Below are 21,782 nucleotides of genomic sequence, written 5' to 3' on the forward strand. Positions count from 1 at the left end.
CCATGACTATTGAGATCCGCCGGGCGCGGGTGACCGACGCCGACTTTCTTCCCGCCATTGAAACCTGCGCTGCCGAACTGTTTCGCTCCGATGCGCAACTGGCCTGGCTGGCAGACGCCGCAGTGGCCGACGCACCGAGCCACCGCGCCAATATCCAGCGCCACCCGGTCTGGGTGGCGGTGACGGCGGATGACATCCCTTGCGCCTTTCTCAACGCCGAAGCCTGCAACCGGGAACTGCATGTGTGGGAGATTTCCGTCGCCCGCGCTCACCAGGGCCATGGCATCGGCAAGCGCCTGCTGCAGGCGGCGCGGCAATACGCTCTGGAGCAGCAGCTTGAAGCCCTGACCCTGAGCACCTTCCGCGAACTGCCCTGGAACGAACCCTTCTACCAGCGCCAGGGCTTTGTCACCCTCGAACAGGCGCAACTGGGCCCACGGCTGTGCCAGGTGCTGGCCAATGAAGCCCGGTACGGCCTGCCCGCGGCGCGCCGCTGCGCCATGCGCCTTACGCTGTAGAAACCGGTGAGAAATTGGCTGCCTTCGCGGGCTTCCCAGCGAAGGCGTCCGCCAGGGCTACACCACACTCAAAGGCCTCTTCGCCGGCAAGCCGGCTCCTACAGGGGCTGTCGTATTTAAGTGCAAAATAAATGCACTGAAGCAGCATTATTATGAATTTGTCAGGCGCAAGATTCCTCGGCACACTGTGCCGGTTCCTCCCCCAAATGTTGGAACGTTCAAGGGCTTTCTGGTCATCCAGGCAAGCCCTTCTTTTTGCCTGTCGTTCTGGATTGGAAAGCGTTTACCGATGTTCGCCCGCTGGAAACCCGCCGCCATCAATACCCGCCCACTGGAATGGAGCCGCGCCGCCATCGGCATGGCCCTGGGCACCCTGTTCAGTGTCTGGCTCTGTGCCCAGGTCTTCGGCATGCCGGTGGCCCTGCACCTGATCGGCCCTCTGGGCGCGTCGGCGGTGCTGCTGTTCGCGGTGTCTTCAGGCGCCCTGGCCCAGCCCTGGTCGATTCTTGGCGGCTACCTCTGTGCCGCCGTCATGGCCTTGGCGGTGGCCCATGTACTGGGCCGTACCTTGGGCAGTGCCTGCCTGGCGGCGGGCATGGCCCTGGTGCTGATGTGCTGGTTGCGCTGCCTGCACCCGCCGGCCGGCGCCCTGGCCCTGACCCTGGTACTGGCGGACCCGGCCAGCGTGGCCCTGGACTGGTACGAGCTGGGGCCGGTGATGCTGGCCGCCGCCAGCCTGTTGCTCAGCGCCCTGGCCTACAACAACCTGACGCGCACCCGTTACCCCAAGGGCCCCAGCGAAGCTCCGGCGCTCCTGCCAGCAACCGCTGCCAGCGACAGCCTGGCGATCACGGCCCAGGACCTGAAACTGGCCCTGGCGGAGATGGAGGAGTTCTTCGACGTCACCCCCGAAGACCTCGAACAGCTGATTCATGCCAGCGAAGCCCACGCCCGGCGCCGCAGCATCGGCCAGGTGCTCGCCTCACGCCGCTGACAGCCAGCGCCAGGAGCCGGCTTGCCCGCCAAGGCGCCCTCAAGGACAACCCATCACTCAAGGGCCTCCTCGCCTGCCAGGTTGCCGGGTTTCAGACCATCGGCGACCAGCGCTGGGACCAGTCGGTGTCGCTTTCTATCACTTCCCGCAGTACCGCGAACGCCTGTTGCAGCTCTGGGGTATCGCGCTCGCGGGCGTACAGCAGGTAGGTGGGGAAGTTGAACTCCGGGGCTTTTTCCACCCGCTCCAGCACACCGCTGTCCAGGTAGCTCTGCACCACGCGTGTGCGGAAATAGCCGCTGCCACCGGCATCGAGGATGAATTGCAGGGCCAGCGGCCCGAGGTTGAAGCCCACTGCCGCCTTGGCCTGCGCAGGTAGCGCGGCGTCGTGCTGGCGGCGAAAGTCCTCGCCCCAATCGATGTACACATAGGGCTCGGGGCGCCCCGCCAAGCGCACCTGGATCAGTTTTTCCTCCAGTAACTGCTCCACCTGCAAGCCCGGCGAGTACAGCGGCTGGAACACCAGCGCGGCGTCCAGCACGCCCAGCTCCAGTTGCCGCTGCAAGCTGGCGCCTTCGCCGATCTGAGTGCGCACGGCGTGATTGGGCAACGCCTGGCGCAGGCGCCGCACCCAGTTGAGCATCAGCGGGTTGCACAGGCTCAGCTCGCCGCCGATGTGCAGCACATTGCGGTAGCCGGCCAGCAGCGGCAGGTCGCGCTGGGCTGCTTCCCAGGTCTGCACCAGTTGGTTGGCGTAGCTGATGAAGGCCTCGCCGTCGGCGGTGGGCCGGGCGCCGGCGCGGTTGCGCACCAGCAGCTTGCAATTGAGCTGGCCTTCCAGGTTCTGCACCCTGGCGCTGATGGCGGTCTGGGTCAGGTGCAGGCGCTCGGCAGCAGCGATCAGGCTGCCGCTGCGGACGATTTCCAGGAAGGTGCGGGCCAGATCGATGTCCATGGTGCCTCGCCGGCAGAAAATTCGAGCGCCATTGTAGCGGCGCTCGCGCCACGACGCTTCTAGGCTGCGGACATTTGCCGCGCCGGCACCGCCAGGCTCACCGCCCGCACCGAGGCCCCGGCCGGCAACCCCAGGGCCCGGGCGCTGTCACGGCTGACAATCAGGGTGCCGGCGGCGACCCGCGCCGCCGCCACGCTGATCCGGCAGTCGGCGAACTGGCGGTTGTGGACCAGGTAGGGCTGGGCCTGCTCCCCCGGGGTGCCGATGCTCAGTTGCAGCACCTGGCTGTCGCGCACTGCGCGGATGTCGCCGGTGGCGCATTCGATCAGGGGCCCGCCGTCGAAGATGTCGATGTAGTCCTTGAAGGCAAAACCTTCGGCCTTGAGCATGCCCAGGGCCGGTTCGGTATTGGGGTGCACCCGGCCGATCACTGCCCGTGCCGGCTCCGGCAGCAGGCAGGTGGGCAAGGGAAACTTGGGCATCAGCTCGGCGATGAAGGTCTTGTTGCCAAGGCCGGTGAGGTAGTCGGCGTCGGCGAAATCCATCTTGAAAAAGTGCCGGCCCAGGCCTTCCCAGAACGGCGACACACCCTGCTCGTCGGAATAGCCACGCATCTCGGCGATCACCTTGTCGCCGAAAAGCTCGCGGAACTCGGCCAGGAACAGGAAGCGCGCCTTGGACAGCAGGCGCCCGTTGAGCCCCTGGCGGTGGTCGGCATGCAGGAACAGCGAGCACAGTTCCGAATGGCCGGTCATGTCGTTGCCCAGGAACAGGGTCGGCAGTTGCTGGTTGATCCCCAGGTTTTTCGAGGCCGCGACAAACAGCCCGACCCGGTAGTTGTACCAGGGCTCGCGCAGGCCCACAGCGCCGGCCAGGGCGCAGATGCCGACCACTTCGCCCTGCGCGCTTTGCAGCACGAACAGGTAGTCGGCATCGGCCCGCGAGGCCTGGCCGGCGAAGGTTTGCTCGGCCCATTGCAGGCGTGACCGCAGGCGCCCGGCGTCGGCGGGCAAGGTGGTCAGGCCGGCACCGGCACTGTGGGCCAGGGCCAGCAGCGCCGGCAAATCGGCCAGGGTGGCGGGACGGACGATCATCGCGAGAGCTCCAGCTGAGGTTGACGTTCGGGCAGGTAGATTTCCGCCAGCATGCAGCGGGCGCTGCCGCCGCCGATGCGTTCAATGGTGTCGATGTTCACCGGCACCGGCTGCACATGGCGCTCGATCAGCCGGCGCTGCTCGGCATCCAGGGAGCGCCAGGCACTGCGGGACATCACCAGCAGCGGCTCGCCGGCACTGTTGTGGACTTCCAGCATATTGCCGGCGAAGGATTCCAGCTGGGCCCAGGTCAAGGGCAGCAGCTGTTTGCCGCTGCTTTCCAGGCGCTGGCGCAGGGCCGCCCGCTCCTGTGCATCGTCCAGGGCCAGCAGGCAGGCCACCGCCAGCTGGCTGCCGACGCTCATCATCACGTTGGTGTGATAGATCGGCTCACCCTGGCGGTCCCGGGCATGAAAGGCACACAGCTCGTAACCCAGGTGCGCCACCAGCTGGTCCAGGGCCCGGGCGTGGGTGCGGGTCGAGTAGCCGGCGTAGCAGATGCGCTGCTGGCGATCCAGGACCATGCTGCCGGTGCCTTCGAGGAACAGTTCCTCCTGCTCCAGGGAGGTGAGATCCAGGGTGCGGTTCACCTGGTACTGCTCGTGCAGGTGCGCCAGTACCCCCTTGTAGCGCTCCAGGCGGCGGTTGCGGCCCTGCATCGGGTACAGCACCAGGGTGCCGTCGGGGTGGCTGCTCCAGCAGTTGTTGGGAAAGATCGAATCCGGGGTATGGGGTGCGGCGCCGTCTTCATGGACCAGCACCCGGACCCCATGCTCACGCAGCGTCGCGACGTAGCCGTCGAACTCCTGCAGGGCCTTGGCCTGCACGTCTTCGGCGGCACCGGGGGGGCGCTGGAAATGGTTGTTGCCGGCAGTGTCCTGGTTGAACGAAAAACGCGTGGGGCGAATCATCAAAACGCTATGGGTAGTCTGCATGGGGCACGCAATCAATGAGGTTTCAGAGGGGCCCATTGTGTTTTTTTGTCGGGACAAAACCCGGCTGAACGGCGGGCCTGCACGGCAGGAAATGGCTGAAAGCACGGGTTGCCCCAGCCGATTTCGCACCTCCTGAAAACATCGATATGCGACCTGCAGGAGCAGGCTTGCCAGCGAAGGCGATCTTGCGAGCGGTGCAAGGCTTGCGGGCCTGTTCGCCGGCAAGCCGGCTCCTGCGGCGAGGGGCGTACAGGGGGTTATTCCATGCCGGTCTTGACCATCGCCAGTTCAGGGTGGCTGACCAGTTTGTCGATGTGCAGATCCGGGTCGTCGAACCAGACTTCGGTCAGCACCCGGTAGTGCTCCATGTCCCGGCAGCGCATGCGCAGGCTGTAGTCGAAGGCGCCGCTGATCAGCCGGCATTCCAGCACCTGGGGGCAGGCGCGGACCTTGGCCTCGAAGGCTTTCTGCGCCGCCCGCCCGCTCTGGTTGGACAAGGCCACCAGCACCAGCAGCGACAGCCCCGGGGTGAGTTTCTTTTCGTCGAGGATCGCCCCGTAGCCACGGATGACCCCGAGCTGCTCCAGCTTGCGCACCCGTTCCAGGCACGGCCTGGGGGTCAGGTGCACGCGCTCGGAAAGTTTCTGGTAGGTGATGCGCCCTTCGTGGCGCAGAACCTCGATGATCGCCTGGTCGATTCGATCAAGCACGATCGACAGGTCGCGGATGTCCGCCATGGATGTCTTCCCTCACTTCAAACGGCCGGATAGAAACTGCTGCAAACGTTCACTCTGCGGCTGGTCGAGAATCGCCGGGCTACCCTGCTCCTCGACCCGCCCTTGATGCAAGAACAACACCTGGCTCGACACTTGTCGGGCAAAGCTCATTTCATGGGTGACCATGAGCATGGTCCGCCCCTCTTCGGCCAGGGCCTGGATCACCTTCAGCACCTCCCCCACCAGTTCCGGGTCCAGCGCCGAGGTCGGCTCGTCGAACAGCAGGATCTGCGGCTCCACCGCCAGGGCCCGGGCGATCGCCACCCGCTGTTGCTGGCCACCGGACAGGAACGCCGGGTACTGCTCGGCCACCCGTTGCTCCAAGCCCACCTTGTCCAGGTAGGCGCGGGCACTGGCTTCGGCCTCCTTGCGGCCAATGCCCAGCACCCGGCACGGCGCCAGCATGATGTTCTCCAGCACGCTGAGGTGGCTCCACAGGTTGAAGTGCTGGAACACCATGGCCAGGCGCGTGCGCAGGCGCTGCAACTGGGCCGGGCTGGCCACCTGCATGCCGCCTGGGGCATCGCGGGTGACAATCGCCTCGCCGTCCAGGGCAATGGCCCCGGCATCGGCCCGCTCCAGGAAGTTGATGCAGCGCAGCATGGTGCTCTTGCCCGAGCCACTGGCGCCGATCATGCTCACCACGTCTCCGGCCCGGGCCTTCAACGAGACGCCCTTGAGCACCTCGTTGTCACCAAAACGCTTGTAGAGATTTTCAACGGTCAATTTGTACATCGCAGACTCCTGGAACCCCGCCGCTGGCAGCAAGGTTCTGGATAGGAAAAAGAGGAAAGGAGCGTCAGTGAGCCGGGCCGAGGAAGCTCAGCCAGCGCCGCTCCGCCAGGCGGAAGGCCGCCACCAGGCCGAAGGACAGCCCCAGGTACAACAGGCCGGCGATGCCGAAGGCCTGGAAGGTCATGAAGGTGGCGGCATTGGCGTCCCGGGCCACCTTGAGGATGTCCGGGATGGTGGCGGTGAAGGCCACCGAGGTGGCGTGCAGCATGAGGATCACCTCGTTGCTGTAGTACGGCAGCGCCCGGCGCAGGGCCGAAGGCAGGATCAGCCGCCAGTACAGGCGCCAGCCGCTCAGGCCATAGGCGTGGGCTGCCTCGATCTCGCCATAGGGAATGCTGCGGATGGCCCCGGCGAAGATCTCCACGGTGTAGGCGCAGGTGTTCAGAGTGAAGGCCAGCAAGGTGCAGTTCATGGCATCGCGGAAGAAGGCTTCGAGCAACGGCTGCTGGCGTATCGCGGCAATGCCGTACAGGCCGCTGTAGCAGATCAGCAGCTGGATGTACAAAGGCGTGCCGCGAAACACATAGGTGAACAGCTGCACCGGCCAGCGCAGCAGCGCCCAGTGCGAGGTGCGCAGAATGGCCAGGGGCAGCGACAGGACAAAACCCATGGCCAGGCTGGCCACCAGCAGCCACAGGGTCATGGCCAGCCCGGTAAGGCTCTCGCCGTCAGTGAACAGAAACGGCCGCCAGTATTCCTGGATCAGTTCGATCATCGCGACAGCCCTCGCACGCCCTGGTTGTAGTGCCGTTCCAGGCGCCGCAGCAGCTGGTTCGAAGCGCTGGTGATCAGCAGGTACAGGGCCGCCGCCAGGAGCAGGAAATCCAGCATGTTGAAGGTGCTCTTGCCGGCTTCCTGGGCCACCTTGACCAGGTCGGTGAGGCCGATGATCGACACCAGCGCCGTAGCCTTGAGCAGCACCAGCCAGTTATTGCCCAGGCTCGGCAAGGCGAAGCGCATCATCTGCGGGAACACCACGTGGCGAAAGCGCTGCATGCGGCTCAGGCCGAAGGCCGCCGCGGCTTCCTGCTGGCCCCGGGGCACGCTGAGGATTGCCCCGCGAAAGGTCTCGGTGAAATAGGCGCCGTAGATGAAGCCCAGGGTCACGATCCCGGCCACGAAGGGGTCGATCTCCATATAGGGCCAGTCCAGCAGTTCGGTCAGGGCCGTGAGCCAGCCCTGCAGGCTGTAGAAGATCAGCAGCATCAGCACCAGGTCCGGTACGCCGCGGATCAAGGTGGTGTAGCAGGTCGCCAGGATCTGCAGCAGGCGCAGCGGCGAAAGCTTGGCCGCCGCCCCCAGCAACCCCAGGAGCATGCTCACCAGCAGCGCCAGGGCGGAGAGCTTCAGGGTCATCCAGGCGCCGTGCAGCAACAGCGGCCCATAGCCTTGCAGGACCTCGAGGTCCAGGCCTAACAGAGTCAGAAAGGTATTCACGCCAATCACCTTGCTCGGGCCACGGCCGGGCCCGGGATACTGGGTAACAGTCCCGGGGCCCGCCGTGGGCGATCAGTTGTTGTAGAGGTCGAGGTCGCCGAAGTACTTGCGCTGGATCTGGGCGTAGATGCCCTTCTCATGCAGCGCCTGGATGGCGCCATTGAGCATGGCCTTGAGCTCGTCCTGGTCCTTGCGCAGGCCAATGGCGATCTCCGACGGCACCAGAGGGTCGCTGATGCCGACGCTGTTCTCGAAGTCGGCGCCCTGGGGTGATGCGAGGAAGCTCATCTGCGCTTGCAGCTTGTCCTGGATCGAGGCGTCCAGCCGGCCGTAGACCAGGTCGGCATAGACCTGGTCCTGGTTCTGGTAGGCCCGCAGCTTGACCCCCGCCGGGCCCAGCTTGGCCCTGGCGTAGGTTTCCTGGACGGTGCCCTGCATGTAGCCCAGGGTCTTGCCCTTCAGCGATTCACCGGTGGGTTCGAGGCCCGAGCCCTTGCGCGTGACGATGGCCGTGGGGCCGGCGTACAGCCGGTCGCTGAAGTCGATCTGCTTGCGCCGCGCATCGGTAACGGTCATGGAGGACTCGATGGCGTCGAACTTGCCGGCCTTGAGTGCCGGGATCAGGCCGTCGAAGTCGTTGCTGACCCACACGCACTTGAGCTTGAGCTCGGCGCAGATGGCGTTGCCCAGGTCGACACCGAAGCCCTGCACGCCGCCGCCTGCCGTGGTGGATTCAAAGGGCGGATAGCTCGGGTTGACGCCAAAGCGCAGTTCTTTCCATTCCTTGGCGCTGGCGCCCATGGAAACGCACGCAATTGCCAGTAACGGCACAGCCAGCCAGTGTTTAGTCATCTTCAGAGTCCCGGATTATTTGGATTTATAGCGGCCCGGCAGCAATGCCAGGCCCCACTTGTGACAGGGGCAGAGAGTGGATGCGGGGTCGCCGCAGTCGGGTTCTTGTTGTTATTGGCCGGGTTTGGCGCGCAGAGCCGAACCCGTTCCTGGTTGCCGCGGTCTACGCTGCAACGGAGCGCCAGAATGCCAACTGCCGAAGTGGCCCAGGTGTCGTAAGGGGCGCCTGAAACAGCCGGGATCGGCTGATCACGGCTATTTCACAGCCGATTCTGTCGTCAAGGCTCTACACCTTGGTCCAGAGCGGTTGCGCAAGGCCAGGGCGTGTTTTTTTGTCATGCAAAAATGCACAGTCGACCTGCAGCTTTCCGGGTTGTAATTGGCAAATTTGCACTGCTACGATCCGCCGATGCTCGCGCGCGAGCCTCATATAAAAAACAATAAAAGCAGGGAGTTAGTGATGACTGCTCAGGTTTCATCCCAGGCGAGCCGGGCCCCCGACGCCACCCCGGACGAAGTGTTGGTCGAGGTGCGCAACCACATCGGCTACCTGACCCTAAACCGCCCCGCCGGCCTCAACGCCATCACCCTGTCGATGGTCCGCACCTTGCAGCAGCACCTGGACCACTGGGCCCAGGATCCGTTGATCCACGCCGTCGTCCTGCGTGGCGCGGGGGACAAGGCTTTCTGCGCCGGCGGCGATATCCGCTCGCTGTACGACAGCTACCACAGCGGCGACAGCCTGCACCAAGACTTCTTCGTCGAGGAATATGCCCTTGACCTGACCATCCACCACTACCGCAAGCCGGTGCTGGCGCTGATGGACGGTTTTGTCCTGGGTGGCGGCATGGGCCTGGTGCAAGGCGCCGACCTGCGGGTAGTCACCGAGCGCAGCCGCCTGGCGATGCCGGAGGTGGCCATCGGTTACTTCCCGGATGTTGGCGGCAGTTACTTCCTGTCGCGCATACCCGGTGAGCTGGGGATCTATCTCGGAGTCAGCGGCGTGCAGATCCGCGCCGCCGATGCCCTGTACTGCGGCCTGGCCGACTGGCACCTGGACAGCAGCAAGCTGGACCTGCTGAACCAGCGCCTGGACCGCCTGCACTGGAGCGACTCGCCCCTCAAGGACCTGCAAGGCCTGCTGGCCAGGCTCGCGGTGCAGACCCTGCCCGATGCGCCCCTGCAAGCCTTGCGCCCGGTCATCGACCACTTCTTCGCCCAGGCGGACGTACCCAGCATCGTCGAGCAACTGCGTACCGTCACCATTGCCGACAGCCATGAATGGGCGCGCAGCACCGCCGACCTGCTGGAAACCCGTTCTCCCCTGGCCATGGCCGTGACCCTGGAAATGCTGCGCCACGGCCGCCAGTTGAGCCTGGAACAATGCTTCGCCCTGGAACTGCACCTGGACCGGCAGTGGTTCGAGCGTGGCGACCTGATGGAAGGCGTACGCGCCCTGATCATCGACAAAGACAAGACTCCGCACTGGAATCCGCCCACCCTGGCGGCCCTCGACGCCGATCGGGTGGCGAGCTTCTTCAGCGGTTTTGACGGCAGCGGGAGCTGAACTCATGCACGACATTGAACTGACCGAAGAGCAAGTGATGATCCGCGACATGGCCCGGGACTTCGCCCGAGGCGAGATCGCCCCCCATGCCCAGGCCTGGGAAAAAGCCGGCTGGATCGACGATGGCCTGGTGCGCAAGATGGGCGAACTGGGCCTGCTGGGCATGGTGGTTCCCGAGGAATGGGGCGGCAGCTACCTGGACTACGTGGCCTATGCCCTGGCAGTGGAAGAAATCGCCGCCGGCGACGGCGCCACCGGTGCCCTGATGAGCATCCACAACTCGGTGGGCTGCGGGCCGATCCTCAACTACGGCAGCCAGGAACAAAAGCAGCAATGGCTGCCGCGCCTGGCCGCTGGCGAAGCCATCGGCTGCTTCTGCCTGACCGAACCCCAGGCCGGCTCCGAAGCCCACAACCTGCGCACCCGCGCCGAACTGCGGGACGGCCAGTGGGTAATCAACGGCGCAAAGCAGTTCGTCAGCAACGGCAAGCGCGCCCAGCTAGCCATCGTTTTTGCAGTGACCGACCCGGAACTGGGCAAGAAAGGCCTGTCGGCGTTCCTGGTGCCCACCGACACCCCGGGCTTCATCGTCGACCGCACCGAACACAAGATGGGCATCCGCGCCTCCGACACCTGCGCCGTGACCCTCAACCAATGCACCATCCCCGAGGCCAACCTGCTGGGTGAACGGGGCAAGGGCCTGGCCATCGCCCTGTCCAACCTCGAAGGCGGGCGCATCGGCATCGCCGCCCAGGCCCTGGGCATCGCCCGCGCCGCCTTTGAAGCAGCCCTGGCCTACGCCCGGGAGCGGGTGCAGTTCGACAAGCCGATCATCGAACACCAGAGCATCGCCAACCTGCTGGCCGACATGCACACCCGCCTGAATGCCGCCCGCCTGCTGATCCTCCACGCCGCGCGCCTGCGCAGCGCGGGCCAGCCGTGCCTGTCGGAGGCTTCCCAGGCCAAGCTGTTCGCCTCGGAAATGGCCGAGAAGGTCTGCTCCTCGGCCATGCAGATCCATGGTGGTTATGGGTATCTGGAGGACTATCCGGTGGAGCGCTACTACCGTGACGCACGGATTACCCAGATCTACGAAGGCTCCAGCGAGATCCAGCGCCTGCTGATCGCTCGCGAGTTGAAGCATTACCAGCTGTAGGCATTGACGCCGAAAACAAAAAATCGCAGCCCCGGCTGCGATTTTTTTTGGCTGTTCCCTCGTAGGAGCCGGCTTGCCGGCGAGCAGGCCCCTGAGTCATGCGCTGCCCTCGGGGACGCCTTCGCTGGCAAGCCAGCTCCTACGTGGCTAGGACGCTGCGGTTACTGGTCCTTGAACTGCGGGTCACGCTTGGCGATGAAGGCGGCCATGCCTTCTTTCTGGTCCTGGGTGGCGAAGGCGGCGTGGAATACCCGGCGCTCGAAGCGCACGCCCTCGGACAGGCTGACTTCAAAGGCGCGGTTCACGCTTTCCTTGATCATCATGCTCACCGGGATCGATTTGCCGGCAATCACCGCTGCCACTTTCAGGGCTTCTTCCACCAGTTCATCGGCCGGCACGATGCGTGCGACGATGCCGCAACGCTCAGCTTCCACGGCGTCGATAAAACGCCCGGTCAGGCACATTTCCATGGCCTTGGCCTTGCCGACCGCGCGGGTCAGGCGCTGGGTGCCGCCCATGCCCGGCAGCACGCCGAGGTTGATTTCCGGTTGGCCGAACTTGGCGTTGTCGCCGGCCAGGATGAAGTCGCACATCAGCGCCAGTTCGCAACCGCCGCCCAGGGCGAAGCCGTTGACCGCGGCGATGATCGGCTTGCGCCGGTTGGCCACGCGGTCGCTGTCGCTGAACAGGTCGTCGAGGTAGATCTGCGGGTAGCTCAGCTCGGCCATTTCCTTGATGTCGGCACCGGCGGCGAAGGCTTTCTTGGAACCGGTGATGACGATGCAGCCGATCTGCGGGTCGGCTTCCAGGCGATCCAGGGCCTGGTTCACCTCGCCGACGATCTGTGCATTGAGGGCGTTCAGCGCCTGGGGGCGGTTGAGAGTGATCAGGCCGACCCGGCCCTTGATGTCCAACAGAATGGTTTCGTAGCTCATGAATCAGCTCCTGCTAAAAGTCAGAGATTGCGCGAAATGACCATGCGCTGAATGTCGCTGGTGCCTTCATAGATCTGGCAGATGCGCACATCGCGGTAGATCCGCTCCACCGGGAAGTCGCTCAAATAGCCATAGCCGCCCAGGGTTTGCAAGGCCGCGGAACAGACCTTTTCGGCCATTTCCGAGGCGAACAGCTTGGCCATCGAGGCCTCCACCAGCGCCGGCTTGCCACTGTCGCGCAGGGCCGCGGCGTAGTGCACCATCTGCCGCGCCACGGCGATCTGGGTGGCCATGTCCGCCAGGCGGAAGGCCACGGCCTGGTGCTCGATGATCGGCTTGCCGAAGGTTTCGCGCTCGCGGGCGTAATCCCGTGCCGCTTCGAATGCGGCCCGGGCCATGCCCACCGATTGCGAGGCAATGCCCACGCGCCCGCCTTCAAGGTTGGCCAGGGCGATCTTGTAGCCCTCGCCCTCCTCGCCCAGGCGGTTGGCTAGCGGCACCTTCACATCCTCGAAGAGGATCTGGCAGGTGTCGGAGGCGTGCTGGCCGAGCTTGTCCTCGACGCGCGCGACCTTATAGCCCGGCGAGTCGGTGGGCACGATAAAGGCACTGATGCCGCGCTTGCCGGCCGCCGGGTCGGTGACAGCGAACACGATCACCACCCCGGCGTTCTGCCCGGAGGTGATGAACTGCTTGCAGCCGTTGAGCACATAGTGGTCGCCGTCGCGGCGGGCCCGGGTCTTCAGGCTGCTGGCATCGGAGCCGGCCTGGGGTTCGGTCAGGGCGAAGGCGCCGAGCATGGCGCCACTGGCCAGGGGCTTGAGGAAGCGTTCCTTCTGGTCATCGTTGCCGAACTTGAGGATCGGCACGCAGCCCACCGAGTTGTGCACGCTCATGATGGTGGAACAGGCGCCATCACCGGCGGCGACTTCCTCCAGGGCCATGACATAGGCCAGGTAGCCGGTGTCGCACCCGCCCCACTGCTCGGGCACCAGCATGCCGAAGAAACCCAGCTCGGCCATCTCGGCAATGGCTTCCTTGGGAAAGCGGTGCTCGCGGTCCCAGTCGGCGGCGAAAGGCTTGAGGCGCTCCTGGGCGAATTGCCGGGCCGCGTCGCTGATCTGCAGTTGTTCGTCATTGGGCAACATCGGGATTCCTCGTTACAGGCATTCAACGGCCATGGCCGTGGCTTCACCACCGCCGATGCAGATCGCGGCCACGCCACGCTTGAGGCCTTTCTGGCGCAGGGCCGACAGCAGGGTCACCAGGATCCGCGCACCGGAAGCGCCGATCGGGTGGCCCAGGGCGCAAGCGCCGCCGTGCACGTTGACCTTGGCGTGGGGGATTTCCAGCTTGCTCATGGTGACCAGGCTGACCACGGCGAAGGCTTCGTTGATCTCGAACAGGTCGACCTCGTTCAACGACCAGCCGGTCTTCTTCATCAGCCGCTCGATGGCACCCACCGGGGCCACCGGGAACAGCCCGGGGGTATCGGCGAAGGCCGCGTGGCCGTGGATCACTGCCAGGGGCTTGAGGCCGCGCTTGTCAGCTTCGGAGCGGCGCATCAGCACCAGGGCCGCGGCGCCGTCGGAGATCGAGCTGGAGTTGGCCGCAGTCACGGTGCCACCGTCGCGGAACGCCGGTTTCAAGGTGGGGATCTTGTCCAGCTTGGCCTTGGGCGGCTGCTCGTCGTCGCTGATCAGCTTCGACTCCTTGCCGACCATCACCTGCAGGGGAACGATCTCGTCCTTGAACAGGCCATCCTTGATCGCCTGTTGGGCACGGGTCAGGGAAGCCACGGCGAAATCGTCCTGGGCCTGACGGGTAAAGCCGTTGGCCTCGGCGCAATCCTCGGCGAAGGTGCCCATCAGGCGGCCCTTGTCGTAGGCGTCTTCCAGACCGTCGAGGAACATGTGGTCCAGCACCTTGCCGTGGCCCATGCGGTAGCCGCTGCGAGCGCGGTCCAGCAGGTACGGGGCGTTGGACATGCTTTCCATGCCACCGGCGATCACCACCTCGGCACTGCCGGCCAACAGCATGTCGTGGGCCAGGATGGTGGCCTCCATGCCGGAACCGCACATCTTGTTCAGGGTGGTGCAGCGGGTGCCCTTGTCCAGGCCGGCGCCCAGGGCGGCCTGACGGGCCGGGGCCTGGCCGAGGCCGGCGGACAGCACGCAGCCGAACAGCACTTCTTCGACCGCCTGCGGTGCAATGCCGGCGCGCTGGACTGCGGCGCGAATGGCTTCGCTCCCCAGTTGCGGCGCGCTGAGGCCTTTGAGGTCCCCCTGGAAACCGCCCATGGGGGTACGGACGGCGCTGACGATGACAATCGGATCTTGGGCAATGGACATGATGAATCCTCCTTACTTGGCGGCCATGCGCAAGGCGCCGTCGAGACGGATCACCTCGCCGTTGAGCATGCTGTTTTCAATGATGTGCCGCACCAGCGCGGCGTACTCGGCGGGCTTGCCCAGGCGTGGCGGGAATGGCACGCCGGCGGCCAGGCCGGCCCGCACTTCGTCGCTCATGCCGGCCATCATCGGGGTTTCGAAAATACCCGGGGCGATGGTCATCACCCGGATGCCGAAGCGTGCCAGCTCCCGGGCCACCGGCAGGGTCAGGCTGGCGATGGCGCCCTTGGAGGCGGCGTAGGCCGCCTGGCCGATCTGCCCGTCGAAGGCGGCGATGGACGCCGTGTTGATGATCACCCCGCGCTCGCCGTCGGCATTGGCCGGGCTTTCGGCAATGGCTGCTGCTGCCAGGCGCAGCAGGTTGAAGCTGCCGATCAGGTTGACGTTGATCACCTGGCTGAAGCTGGCCAGGGCGTGGGGGCCGTTCTTGCCGAGGATTTTCTCGCCACGCACGATGCCGGCGCAGTTGACCAGGCCGTTGAGCCCGCCAAAGGCCTTGACCGTGGCCTGCACCGCCGCTTCGGCCGCGGCTTCCTGGCTGATGTCGGCCACCACGCTCTGGCAGCCCAGCTGCTGGGCCTTGGCCGCCACGGCCTCGGCATTGAGGTCCACCAGCATCACCCTGGCGCCGGCGGCGACCAGCATTTCGGCGCTGGCGGCTCCCAGGCCGGAAGCGCCGCCACTGACGAGAAACACCTGGTTTGCAATGTCCATCATTCAAATCCTGTTCATGCGGTAGCTGTTGACGCCGCGGCCTCTTGAGCCTTGGCGATTTCCTGGTTGCGCAAGATAAAGCGCTGCAATTTGCCGCTTGGGGTCTTCGGCAATTCGCTGACAAATTCGATTTCACGGGGGTAGGAATGAGCCGCCAGGCGCTTGCGCACGTGCTGGCGCAACTCCTCTGCCAGCTCATCGGTGGCGCGGTACTGCTCGCTGAGCACCACGAAGGCCTTGACCAGTTCGGTGCGCTCCGGATCGGGCTTGCCCACCACCGCCGCTTCCACCACGGCCGGGTGTTCGATCAGCGCGCTTTCCACGTCGAACGGGCCGACCCGGTAGCCGGAGGTGGTGATGACATCGTCGCTGCGGCCCACGAAGCTGATGCTGCCGTCCTGGTTCAACTCCACGGTATCGCCGCTTAAGTAGTAGTTGCCGACAAAGGCCTTGGTCGGCACCCCGGCGTAACCGGCGAACCAGCACATGGGTGACTGGCTGCGGTCGATGGCCAGAATCCCCGGCTGGCCGACGCCCAGTTCCTGGTAGTGCTCATCCAGCACCACGATGCGGTGGCCCGGCGAGGCGAAACCGGCGGCGCCGACATGCACCGGGTGCTCCAGGCCGTGGTGGTTGCACAGAACCATGCCCAGCTCGGTCTGGCCGTAGTGGTCGTGGATCACCACGCCCAGCTGTTCGGCGAACCAGCGGATGACTTCGGGGTTGAGCGGCTCGCCGGCGCTGCTGACGATACGCAGGCGGCCCTTGATCGAACGGGCGAACTGGTCGCCGCCAGCGATCAGCAGGCGGTAGGCAGTGGGCGAACCGGTGAGGTTGGTGATGCCGTACTTGTTGATCACCCGGCAGGTGCTTTCCAGGGTGAAGGGGCCATCGTAGAAGGTGATCGGGTGGCCCAGGCCCAAGGGGCCGGTGACGCCGAAGTAGATGCCGTAGGCCCAGCCCGGGTCGGCGACGTTCCAGAAGGCGTCTTCCGGGCGCAGGTCCACCGCGTCGCGGGTGTAGGCCTGGAACGCGACAATCGCTTTGAGCGGTACTTCCAGGGCTTTCGAGGGGCCGGTGGTGCCCGAGGTGAACATCAGCAGGAATGGGTCTTCGCCGGTCAGCAGCACGGGCTCGCACTGGGCCGGGTACTGTTCCAGCTCGGCCCAGAAGCTGAAGTCACCGCGCACGATGCCCTGGCCCTTGGCGCCTGCGACCGTGACGGTGGTCGGGCATTCGGCGACTTCCGCCAGCTTGGGCCGGTTCACCGCGTCGCTGACCACCAGCTTGGCCTTGGAGCTGTTGAGACGGTGCTCGATGGCCTTGGGGCCGAAGGCGGTGAACAGCGGCTGGTACACCGCGCCAATGCGCCAGGTGGCCAGCACCGTGATCAAGAGTTCGACATTGCGTGGCAGCAGCCCGGCGACCTTATCGCCCTTGCCGACCCCCTGGGCCAGGAAGAAGTTGGCCAGGCGCCCGGCCTTGTCCTGCAGTTCAGTGAAGGTGTAGCTGGCGCTGCTGCCGTCCCGGCCTTCCCAGAACAGCGCGATGCGCCCGGGCAAGGCATGCCGGTCGCAGCACTCGACACAGGCATTGAGGGCTGAGAGCGAGCCCGCCAGGGCCGACTCCATGGTGTGCTGATAATCGAATTCCTTGATAGCAGACAGGTAGTTGCGCATTGCCAGAATCCCTCACTGTTCTTATTAGGATGGGAACCTCATGAAAATCAGGGAAATACTGGCGCCAGAGCCCTCGCGGAACAATGGTCAAAGCTATCAAGTTGCGTGACCGGTTTGGCCAAGAGCACGCCCCGCCACGGTTGGCGGCGGCACCTGAAATTGCCGTAGAAGCTGGCTTGCCAGCGAAGGCGTCGGCGCGAGCGGTGCAAGCTTTGCTGGCCTCTTCGCCGGCAAGCCGGCTCCTACGGGGGATGGGGGTTACCGCCTGTGTAGGAGCTGGCTTGCCAGCGAAGGCGTCGTCTCGGGCGGTACAAGGCTTGCGGGCCTCTTCGCCGGCAAGCCGGCGCCTACGAGAGGTGCGGGTCGTTGAGGATCAGGCTGCGGTAATGCCCGGGGTTGGAACCGGACCATTTGCGAAAGGCCTTGTAGAACGAGCTGGTGTCGGCAAACCCCAGGCGCCCGGCAATCTCGGCAAAGCTGATCTGCGGCTCGGCCAGCCAGACAATCGCCAGTTCCTTGCGCACGCTGTCCTTGAGCGCCTGGTAGCTCTGGCCTTCTTCGGCCAGGCGCCGGCGCAGGGTCGAGGCGGACATGCACAGGCTCTGGGCCAGGCTTTCGCTCTCGGGCCACTGCTCCCCTGGCAGTTGCCGCAACTGCTGTTTGATGCGGCTGGCCAGGCTCTCGGGGTCGCGGTACTTGACCAGGATGTTGGCCGGGGCATGGGCCAGGAAGCGCTTGAGCTCTTCCTCGCTGCGCTTGATCGGCAGGTCCAGGCAGTCGGCGGCGATGATCATCCGCGTGCGCGGCCGCTCGAAACGCAGGTTGTCGGAGAACATCACCCGGTAGTCGTCACAGAAATCCGGCTGCGGGCCGCGCAGCTCGATGGCCAGGATCGGAATGCGCCGGCCCGCCAGCCAGCAGGCCACGCCGTGGACAATCATCCAGTAGGTGAAGTAGGTAAAGGCCCGCCGCGGCTCGTGTTCATCCTCCAGCAGGACGATTTCCGCCAGGCTCTGCTGATGCACCAGCTGCGCCGGCATGCGCTCGAACATCAGCGTCAGAAAGCCCAGCACCGAGTCCAACCCGCTGGCCAGGGTCGGCTGGGCCATGGCCGAGCGGCAGAGAAAGGCCAGGCTGCCGGACTTCAGGCGGCGCGGGTCCATGCCGAAGAACTCATCGTCCAGGCGCCGCGCCAGCAGGCGCCAGAGCCGTGCATAGGCACTGGCCGGTACCCGCGCCGTGCCCTGCTGCAGGCCCGCCGGGTCGATCCCGACCTTGTGCAGCACTTCATCGGTGGCGGCGCCCGGGGCGCAGCTTTGCAGCAGCGCCTCGCGCACCAGTTGCATGGAGATGGTGTCTTTTTCCGACATCGCGGCCAACGGTTTACTCAATCCTGGGATGGCCATCTTAGGCAGTGACCGGGAAAAAGCCAGTGGGCTTTGGGCTAAGTGGTAGCCCCTCCTGCCGGCCAAAACCAATACGCATCTGCAAGGCCGCGAACAGGCCCAAGCGCTAGCGAGTCCCGCAGAACGTCTGCCCAAGCCAATGGCCCTTTGGCGGGCCAGTGCAAAAAAGTATCAATTCAAGTGTCAGGGATGATTTGTCAGCACCGCGTTTGAGGGCTGTAATCAGCCCACCTTCTTCCTCGGCAGAGGAAGACATAACAACAATAACCGTCCTTCTGCAGCCCTCACCGGCGCAGGACAGGAGTGAACGATGAAACCCTGCAGCAAAGCCCTGCTCCTCACCACCTGCATGACCCTCAGCAGCGTCACCCTTGGCGCCCAGACCCTGACCATCGCCACCGTCAACAACAGCGACATGATCCGCATGCAACGCCTGTCCAAGACCTTCGAGGCCGAGCACCCGGACATCAAGCTGAACTGGGTGGTGCTGGAAGAGAACGTGCTGCGCCAGCGCCTGACCACCGACATCGCCACCCAGGGCGGGCAATTCGACGTGCTCACCATCGGCATGTACGAAGCCGCACTCTGGGGCGCCAAGGGCTGGCTGCAACCGATGCAGGACCTGCCGGCCAGCTATGAGCTGGACGATGTCTTCCCTTCGGTGCGCGAGGGCCTGTCGGTCAAGGGCACTCTCTACGCCCTGCCGTTCTACGCCGAAAGCTCCATGACCTACTACCGCACCGACCTGTTCAAGGAGGCCGGGCTGAGCATGCCCGAGCGGCCGACCTGGGAGCAGATCGGCGAATTCGCCGCCAAGCTCAACAAGCCCGACCAGGAACAGTACGGCCTGTGCCTGCGGGGCAAGGCCGGCTGGGGCGAAAACATGGCCCTGATCACCACCCTGGCCAACAGCTATGGCGCACGCTGGTTCGATGAACAATGGCAGCCCGAGTTCACCGGGCCGGAATGGAAGAACGCCCTGACCTTCTATGTCGACAACATGAAGAAGTCCGGCCCGCCCGGGGCTTCGAGCAACGGTTTCAACGAAAACCTGGCGCTGTTCAACAGCGGCAAGTGCGCGATCTGGGTCGACGCCAGCGTGGCCGGCTCTTTCGTCACCGACAAGAGCCAGAGCAAGGTCGCCGACCATGTGGGCTTCACCTACGCGCCGCACCAGGTCACTGACAAGGGCAGCGCCTGGCTGTACTCATGGTCCCTGGCGATCCCCGCCAGTTCCAAGGCCAAGGACGCCGCCAAGACCTTCAGTGCCTGGGCCACTTCCAAGCAGTACGCGGCCCTGGTGGCCGAGAAGGATGGCATCGCCAATGTGCCGCCGGGCACCCGCGCCTCCACCTACAGCGAGGCCTACATGCAGGCCGCGCCGTTCGCCAGGGTCACCCTGGAATCGCTGAAGGTCGCCGACCCGAGCAAGCCCACTCTAAAGCCGGTGCCCTACGTCGGCATCCAACTGGTGACCATCCCCGAGTTCCAGGCCATTGGCACCCAGGTCGGCAAGTTGTTTTCCGCCGCCCTGATCGGCCAGACCACGGTGGACCAGGCCCTGGCGGCCGCGCAGCAGAGCACCGAACGGGAAATGAAACGCGCCGGCTACCCGAAATAACCCGGCTCTCCCTGTAGGAGCCGGCTTGCCGGCGAAGAAGCCCTTGAGTCTTGCGCAGTGTTCAAGGGCGCCTTCGCTGGCAAGCCAGCACCTACGGGCAGCCCGGCCGTGCCAGCGCCGTGTCGCGCCCCCTTGTACCCAACTGGTTGTGACCCTTATGAATACCTCGACTGCCAAGCTGCATGTGCAACCGCAGGCGGCGCCTCGCAAAAGCCGCCTGGCCAACCCCGGCTGGTTCCTGGTCAGCCCCTCGGTGGCGCTGTTGCTGCTGTGGATGATCGTGCCCCTGGGCATGACCCTGTACTTTTCAGTGATCCGCTACAACCTGCTGTACCCCGGCGAGAACCAGTTCGTCGGCCTGGAGAACTTCAGCTACTTCCTCAGTGATTCGGGCTTTGTGCCCGGGGCCACCAACACCCTGTTGCTGGTGGGCAGCGTACTGCTGATCAGCGTGGTGTTCGGGGTACTGATCAGCGCCCTGCTGGAGGCCAGCGAGTTCCTCGGCCGGGGCATCGTCCGGGTGCTGCTGATCTCGCCGTTCTTCATCATGCCCACGGTGGGCGCGCTGATCTGGAAGAACCTGATCTTCCACCCGGTGTCGGGGATCCTCGCCGCGCTGTGGAAACTGTTCGGCGCCCAGCCGGTGGACTGGCTGGCGCACTACCCGCTGCTGTCGATCATCGTCATCGTTTCCTGGCAGTGGCTGCCGTTCGCCATCCTGATCCTGATGACCGCCATGCAGTCCCTGGACCAGGAACAAAAGGAAGCCGCGCGCCTCGATGGTGCCGGGCCCATCGCCATCTTCTGGCACCTGACCCTGCCGCACCTGGCCCGGCCGATTGCCGTGGTGGTGATGATCGAGACCATCTTCCTGCTGTCGGTGTTCGCCGAGATCTTCACCACCACCAACGGTGGCCCGGGCTACGCCTCCACCAACCTGGCGTACCTGATCTACAACCAGGCCCTGGTGCAGTTCGACGTCGGCATGGCTTCGGCCGGCGGGCTGATCGCCGTGGTCATCGCCAACATCGCCGCGATCATCCTGGTGCGGATGATCGGCAAAAACCTGACTGACCAGAGCTGAGGTGGCCGCCATGACCCTGCAACAATCCCGACGCCTGCAAAGCCTGCTACTGGGCACCCTGGCCTGGGCCATCGCGATCCTGATCTTCTTCCCGATCTTCTGGATGGTGCTGACCAGCTTCAAGAGCGAGATCGACGCCTTTGCCACGCCGCCGCAATTCATCTTCACGCCAACGCTCGAGAACTACCTGCACATCAACGAGCGCAGCAACTACCTGGCCTTCGCCTGGAACTCGGTGGTGATTTCCTTCAGCGCGACCGCCCTGTGCCTGCTGATCGCGGTGCCGGCGGCCTACTCCATGGCCTTCTTTGAAACCCGCAACACCAAGCGCACCCTGCTGTGGATGCTCTCCACCAAGATGCTGCCGCCGGTGGGCGTGCTGATGCCCATCTACCTGCTGGCCAAGAGCTTCGGCCTGCTGGATACGCGCATCGCGCTGATCGTGATCTACACCCTGATCAACCTGCCGATCGTGGTGTGGATGGTTTACACCTACTTCAAGGACATCCCCCGGGACATCCTCGAAGCCGCCCGCCTGGACGGCGCCACCCTGGCCCAGGAGATGCTGCGGGTACTCATGCCCATTGCCAAGGGCGGCCTGGCCTCCACCGCGCTGTTGTCACTGATCCTGTGCTGGAACGAAGCCTTCTGGTCGCTGAACCTGACCTCTTCCAACGCCGCCCCGCTGACCGCGCTGATCGCCTCCTACTCCAGCCCCGAAGGGCTGTTCTGGGCCAAGCTCTCGGCGGTCTCGACCCTGGCCTGCGCGCCGATCCTGATCTTCGGCTGGATCAGCCAGAAGCAGTTGGTGCGCGGCCTGTCCTTTGGCGCGGTGAAGTAACTCTGAAATTGC

At 65.0% G+C, this 21,782-nt stretch carries 21 protein-coding genes; 7 read left to right on the forward strand and 14 right to left on the reverse strand.

Annotated features, from left to right (window positions below; genetic code table 11):
- The first annotated feature begins 2 nt into the window (after positions 1 to 2).
- Both A9971_RS27280 and A9971_RS27285 read left to right on the forward strand, forming a co-directional pair.
- The gene (locus A9971_RS27280; RefSeq protein WP_183000208.1) at positions 3 to 518 is read left to right on the forward strand and encodes a GNAT family N-acetyltransferase; all 516 of its coding nucleotides are present in this window, start codon (positions 3 to 5) and stop codon (positions 516 to 518) included.
- 289 nt (positions 519 to 807) lie between these two features.
- Entirely contained in the window at positions 808 to 1,512 is a 705-nt protein-coding gene (locus tag A9971_RS27285) for an HPP family protein (protein WP_015635647.1), read from the forward strand.
- 91 nt (positions 1,513 to 1,603) lie between these two features.
- Here the strand turns inward: A9971_RS27285 and A9971_RS27290 are convergent, their stop codons facing one another.
- The 8 genes from A9971_RS27290 to A9971_RS27325 all read right to left on the reverse strand — a co-directional run bounded on the left by A9971_RS27290 (position 1,604) and on the right by A9971_RS27325 (position 8,356).
- Positions 1,604 to 2,467, reverse strand: coding sequence for a LysR family transcriptional regulator (locus tag A9971_RS27290; RefSeq protein WP_015635648.1), 864 nt, complete (start codon positions 2,465 to 2,467; stop codon positions 1,604 to 1,606).
- Positions 2,468 to 2,526: 59 nt separating this feature from the next.
- Positions 2,527 to 3,561: an arginine N-succinyltransferase gene (gene astA / locus A9971_RS27295; RefSeq protein WP_015635649.1), complete on the reverse strand. Its 1,035-nt coding sequence runs from the start codon at positions 3,559 to 3,561 to the stop codon at positions 2,527 to 2,529.
- On the reverse strand, positions 3,558 to 4,496 hold the full coding sequence (gene ctlX, locus A9971_RS27300) for a citrulline utilization hydrolase CtlX (RefSeq protein ID WP_011061343.1): 939 nt from the start codon (positions 4,494 to 4,496) through the stop codon (positions 3,558 to 3,560). Before ctlX ends, astA begins: the two co-directional genes overlap by 4 nt.
- Before the next feature lie 257 nt (positions 4,497 to 4,753).
- On the reverse strand, positions 4,754 to 5,233 hold the full coding sequence (locus A9971_RS27305; RefSeq protein WP_011061344.1) for an Lrp/AsnC family transcriptional regulator: 480 nt from the start codon (positions 5,231 to 5,233) through the stop codon (positions 4,754 to 4,756).
- 12 nt (positions 5,234 to 5,245) lie between these two features.
- Complete coding sequence (locus tag A9971_RS27310) at positions 5,246 to 6,007, reverse strand: ABC transporter ATP-binding protein (protein WP_123473411.1); 762 nt, start codon at positions 6,005 to 6,007, stop codon at positions 5,246 to 5,248.
- Positions 6,008 to 6,071: 64 nt separating this feature from the next.
- Positions 6,072 to 6,782 carry an ABC transporter permease gene (locus tag A9971_RS27315; RefSeq protein WP_011061346.1) on the reverse strand — a complete coding sequence of 237 codons (711 nt, stop codon included), beginning with the start codon at positions 6,780 to 6,782 and terminating at the stop codon, positions 6,072 to 6,074.
- A complete protein-coding gene (locus tag A9971_RS27320; protein WP_053151708.1) occupies positions 6,779 to 7,504 on the reverse strand; it encodes an ABC transporter permease in 726 nt (241 codons plus the stop codon). The genes A9971_RS27315 and A9971_RS27320 overlap by 4 nt, the downstream gene beginning before the upstream one ends.
- Before the next feature lie 72 nt (positions 7,505 to 7,576).
- On the reverse strand, positions 7,577 to 8,356 hold the full coding sequence (locus A9971_RS27325) for a transporter substrate-binding domain-containing protein (protein ID WP_011061348.1): 780 nt from the start codon (positions 8,354 to 8,356) through the stop codon (positions 7,577 to 7,579).
- 460 nt (positions 8,357 to 8,816) lie between these two features.
- Between A9971_RS27325 and A9971_RS27330 the strand changes: the two genes are divergently transcribed.
- Positions 8,817 to 9,923 (forward strand): enoyl-CoA hydratase/isomerase family protein, encoded by a 1,107-nt coding sequence (locus tag A9971_RS27330; RefSeq protein ID WP_053158594.1) that lies wholly within the window; start codon positions 8,817 to 8,819, stop codon positions 9,921 to 9,923.
- Positions 9,924 to 9,927: 4 nt separating this feature from the next.
- Positions 9,928 to 11,079 carry an acyl-CoA dehydrogenase family protein gene (locus A9971_RS27335; protein WP_011061350.1) on the forward strand — a complete coding sequence of 384 codons (1,152 nt, stop codon included), beginning with the start codon at positions 9,928 to 9,930 and terminating at the stop codon, positions 11,077 to 11,079.
- A gap of 161 nt (positions 11,080 to 11,240) precedes the next feature.
- Here A9971_RS27335 and A9971_RS27340 read toward each other — a convergent pair whose 3' ends face one another.
- The 6 genes from A9971_RS27340 to A9971_RS27365 all read right to left on the reverse strand — a co-directional run bounded on the left by A9971_RS27340 (position 11,241) and on the right by A9971_RS27365 (position 18,188).
- Positions 11,241 to 12,014: an enoyl-CoA hydratase gene (locus tag A9971_RS27340; protein ID WP_011061351.1), complete on the reverse strand. Its 774-nt coding sequence runs from the start codon at positions 12,012 to 12,014 to the stop codon at positions 11,241 to 11,243.
- A 20-nt stretch (positions 12,015 to 12,034) separates the two neighbouring features.
- Positions 12,035 to 13,162, reverse strand: a complete 1,128-nt coding sequence (locus A9971_RS27345; protein WP_015635656.1) for an acyl-CoA dehydrogenase — start codon at positions 13,160 to 13,162, stop codon at positions 12,035 to 12,037.
- A gap of 12 nt (positions 13,163 to 13,174) precedes the next feature.
- On the reverse strand, positions 13,175 to 14,365 hold the full coding sequence (locus tag A9971_RS27350; RefSeq protein ID WP_011061353.1) for an acetyl-CoA C-acyltransferase: 1,191 nt from the start codon (positions 14,363 to 14,365) through the stop codon (positions 13,175 to 13,177).
- A 12-nt stretch (positions 14,366 to 14,377) separates the two neighbouring features.
- Positions 14,378 to 15,139, reverse strand: coding sequence for an SDR family NAD(P)-dependent oxidoreductase (locus tag A9971_RS27355; protein ID WP_011061354.1), 762 nt, complete (start codon positions 15,137 to 15,139; stop codon positions 14,378 to 14,380).
- 14 nt (positions 15,140 to 15,153) lie between these two features.
- Positions 15,154 to 16,818, reverse strand: a complete 1,665-nt coding sequence (locus tag A9971_RS27360; protein ID WP_183000209.1) for an AMP-binding protein — start codon at positions 16,816 to 16,818, stop codon at positions 15,154 to 15,156.
- Between the two features lie 347 nt (positions 16,819 to 17,165).
- Positions 17,166 to 18,188 (reverse strand): AraC family transcriptional regulator, encoded by a 1,023-nt coding sequence (locus A9971_RS27365; RefSeq protein ID WP_041120647.1) that lies wholly within the window; start codon positions 18,186 to 18,188, stop codon positions 17,166 to 17,168.
- Between the two features lie 385 nt (positions 18,189 to 18,573).
- On the opposite strand from A9971_RS27365, the gene A9971_RS27370 reads away from it, so the two are divergent.
- From A9971_RS27370 to A9971_RS27380, 3 genes are all read left to right on the forward strand, one after another.
- Positions 18,574 to 19,845 (forward strand): sugar ABC transporter substrate-binding protein, encoded by a 1,272-nt coding sequence (locus A9971_RS27370; RefSeq protein WP_259652304.1) that lies wholly within the window; start codon positions 18,574 to 18,576, stop codon positions 19,843 to 19,845.
- A 157-nt stretch (positions 19,846 to 20,002) separates the two neighbouring features.
- Entirely contained in the window at positions 20,003 to 20,929 is a 927-nt protein-coding gene (locus tag A9971_RS27375) for a carbohydrate ABC transporter permease (protein WP_011061358.1), read from the forward strand.
- Between the two features lie 10 nt (positions 20,930 to 20,939).
- A complete protein-coding gene (locus tag A9971_RS27380) occupies positions 20,940 to 21,770 on the forward strand; it encodes a carbohydrate ABC transporter permease (RefSeq protein ID WP_011061359.1) in 831 nt (276 codons plus the stop codon).
- Positions 21,771 to 21,782: the final 12 nt, after the last annotated feature.

The organism is Pseudomonas sp. UME65 (assembly GCF_014170225.1).
Taxonomy (GTDB): Bacteria; Pseudomonadota; Gammaproteobacteria; order Pseudomonadales; family Pseudomonadaceae; genus Aquipseudomonas; species Aquipseudomonas protegens.

Bases quoted from the DNA above. Each gene is read 5' to 3' on its own strand.
- A9971_RS27285 (WP_015635647.1), top strand. From the start codon at position 808: ATGTTCGCCCGCTGGAAACCCGCCGCCATCAATACCCGCCCACTGGAA.
- ctlX (WP_011061343.1), bottom strand. From the start codon at position 4,496: ATGCAGACTACCCATAGCGTTTTGATGATTCGCCCCACGCGTTTTTCG.
- A9971_RS27365 (WP_041120647.1), bottom strand. From the start codon at position 18,188: ATGTCGGAAAAAGACACCATCTCCATGCAACTGGTGCGCGAGGCGCTG.
- A9971_RS27280 (WP_183000208.1), top strand. From the start codon at position 3: ATGACTATTGAGATCCGCCGGGCGCGGGTGACCGACGCCGACTTTCTT.
- A9971_RS27375 (WP_011061358.1), top strand. From the start codon at position 20,003: ATGAATACCTCGACTGCCAAGCTGCATGTGCAACCGCAGGCGGCGCCT.
- A9971_RS27370 (WP_259652304.1), top strand. From the start codon at position 18,574: ATGACCCTCAGCAGCGTCACCCTTGGCGCCCAGACCCTGACCATCGCC.
- A9971_RS27315 (WP_011061346.1), bottom strand. From the start codon at position 6,782: ATGATCGAACTGATCCAGGAATACTGGCGGCCGTTTCTGTTCACTGAC.
- A9971_RS27355 (WP_011061354.1), bottom strand. From the start codon at position 15,139: ATGGACATTGCAAACCAGGTGTTTCTCGTCAGTGGCGGCGCTTCCGGC.
- A9971_RS27380 (WP_011061359.1), top strand. From the start codon at position 20,940: ATGACCCTGCAACAATCCCGACGCCTGCAAAGCCTGCTACTGGGCACC.
- A9971_RS27350 (WP_011061353.1), bottom strand. From the start codon at position 14,365: ATGTCCATTGCCCAAGATCCGATTGTCATCGTCAGCGCCGTCCGTACC.
- A9971_RS27305 (WP_011061344.1), bottom strand. From the start codon at position 5,233: ATGGCGGACATCCGCGACCTGTCGATCGTGCTTGATCGAATCGACCAG.
- A9971_RS27325 (WP_011061348.1), bottom strand. From the start codon at position 8,356: ATGACTAAACACTGGCTGGCTGTGCCGTTACTGGCAATTGCGTGCGTT.
- A9971_RS27310 (WP_123473411.1), bottom strand. From the start codon at position 6,007: ATGTACAAATTGACCGTTGAAAATCTCTACAAGCGTTTTGGTGACAAC.
- A9971_RS27335 (WP_011061350.1), top strand. From the start codon at position 9,928: ATGCACGACATTGAACTGACCGAAGAGCAAGTGATGATCCGCGACATG.
- A9971_RS27330 (WP_053158594.1), top strand. From the start codon at position 8,817: ATGACTGCTCAGGTTTCATCCCAGGCGAGCCGGGCCCCCGACGCCACC.
- A9971_RS27290 (WP_015635648.1), bottom strand. From the start codon at position 2,467: ATGGACATCGATCTGGCCCGCACCTTCCTGGAAATCGTCCGCAGCGGC.
- A9971_RS27360 (WP_183000209.1), bottom strand. From the start codon at position 16,818: ATGCGCAACTACCTGTCTGCTATCAAGGAATTCGATTATCAGCACACC.
- astA (WP_015635649.1), bottom strand. From the start codon at position 3,561: ATGATCGTCCGTCCCGCCACCCTGGCCGATTTGCCGGCGCTGCTGGCC.
- A9971_RS27345 (WP_015635656.1), bottom strand. From the start codon at position 13,162: ATGTTGCCCAATGACGAACAACTGCAGATCAGCGACGCGGCCCGGCAA.
- A9971_RS27340 (WP_011061351.1), bottom strand. From the start codon at position 12,014: ATGAGCTACGAAACCATTCTGTTGGACATCAAGGGCCGGGTCGGCCTG.